Consider the following 2,004-nt stretch of genomic DNA (forward strand, 5'->3'; position numbering starts at 1 on the left):
AAGATGTGGCGTATTTTCTTACGTCGTCTTGATCTTCGCCAGCACCGTAAAATCATCGTCATTGATGATGAAATCGCCTATACAGGGTCAATGAACCTTGTCGATCCTGCATACTTTAAACAGAGCAGCGGCGTTGGGCGTTGGATCGATATCATGGTGCGAGTTACAGGGCCAACCGTAAACGTGCTGAGTGCGATTCACTGCTGGGACTGGGAAGTAGAAACGGGCGAACGTTATCTGCCGAAGTTGCCGGAGTGCAAAATTGACAACAGCAAATACCAACATCCGATTCAGGTGGTTCCATCTGGCCCCGGCATGCCAGAGTATTTGATTTATCAAGTGCTTACTTTGGCAATTAACCAAGCCAATCGTTCGGTACGAATCACAACACCGTATTTTGTACCTAATACCGACTTGCTTGAGACGTTAAAAATGACGGCGCAGCGCGGTATTGATGTTGAGCTGATCATACCGCACAAAAATGACTCACTTATGGTTCAGTGGGCATCGCGCGCTTTCTACAGCGAACTTTTGGCCGCTGGCGTGAAAATTTACGAGTTCTATGGTGGCTTGCTGCACACCAAATCGGTCGTTATCGACGACCAGTTCTGTTTGGTTGGTACGGTGAATATGGACATGCGCAGCCTGTGGCTGAACTTTGAAGTCACTCTGGCTGTCGACGATGAAGAGTTCACCAAGCAATTGTCATGGTTGCATGATGGTTATATCAAGCAATCTCATCCTGTCGTTTTGGACGAGTGGGAAAAACGTAGCCTTTATTCTCGTTTCCTTGAGCGTGTGTTCTACCTCTTCAACCCATTGCTCTAAATCAGTGACCATTTCAGTTCAAACCTCCAGTAATGAGAGTCCATGCTGGAGGTTTATTTTATCTGCGTCTTACTTTTCGCATCGACTATTCTGTGCTTTCCCCAATACGTCTCATGTAATCATCGCTACCACACGGCGCTCTAAACGTTCAATCCAAACGGTTATTGGTCGATATGTGACTTTTCCCTTGCAAACCCTATGTCGTCCATGTTTTAAATAATCCAAATTGTAATATTTAAGACAGGGAATATTTATGTCAGAGGGCAAAAAGACCAAACTCATTACCGCAGGCCGCGATAAGAAGTGGACCAACGGCGTGGTAAACCCACCAGTACAACGCGCTTCTACTGTCGTGTTTAATACTGTTGCAGAGAAAAACCAAGCCGCAATAAACCGCGCAAACAAAACGCTGTTTTACGGACGTCGTGGCACTAACACTCACTTTGCTTTTCAAGACGCAATGGTCGAGATCGAAGGCGGCGCGGGTTGTGCTCTTTACCCTTGTGGAACGGCAGCCATTTCTAACGCGATCCTTTCTTTCGTCGTAGCTGGCGACCATATTTTGATGGATGATACGTGTTACGAACCAACACGTGTTTTCTGAGACGTGATCAAGAAAAAGATGGGCGTAGAAACCACTTACTACGATCCGATGATCGGCGAAAACATTCGTGATTTGATTCAACCAAACACCAAAATACTGTTTCTTGAATCGCCGGGGTCAATCACGATGGAAGTTCAAGACGTTCCAACCATGGCGCGCATCGCTCACGAGCACGATATCATTGTGATGCTCGATAACACGTGGGGCGCAGGCGTGAACTTCTCACCTTTCGAGCATGGCGTGGACATTTCTATTCAAGCGGCGACAAAGTACATCGTTGGACACTCTGACGTCATGCTCGGCACCGCAGTAGCGTCTGAGAAATACTGGGATCAGCTTCGCGAACAAAGCTACCTGATGGGTCAATGCGTTTCTCCTGATGACGCTTACCTTGGCCTACGTGGCATTCGCACTTTGGATGTTCGCTTACGCCAGCATGCTGAAAACAGTTTGAAAGTCGCACAGTGGTTGGCAAACCGCCCTGAAGTGGATCATGTTCGTCACCCTGCCCTAGAGACTTGCCCTGGTCATGAGTTCTTTGAGCGTGATTTTACTGGCGGCAATGGCTTGTT

Annotated in this window: 1 protein-coding gene and 1 pseudogene; both read left to right on the plus strand. The window is 47.5% G+C overall.

What is annotated here, in order from left to right; all coding sequences use genetic code 11:
• Positions 1-828: cardiolipin synthase (cls, locus tag R7Q38_RS22855; protein ID WP_318114395.1), on the plus strand; the 828-nt coding region annotated here is incomplete at its 5' end.
• Between the two features lie 253 nt (positions 829-1,081).
• Positions 1,082-2,004, plus strand: a pseudogene (gene metC / locus R7Q38_RS22860) (cystathionine beta-lyase); the annotation flags it as partial.

Origin of the sequence: Vibrio sp. Vb0598 (assembly GCF_033338935.1) — a bacterium.
Classification (GTDB): Bacteria; Pseudomonadota; Gammaproteobacteria; order Enterobacterales; family Vibrionaceae; genus Vibrio; species Vibrio alginolyticus.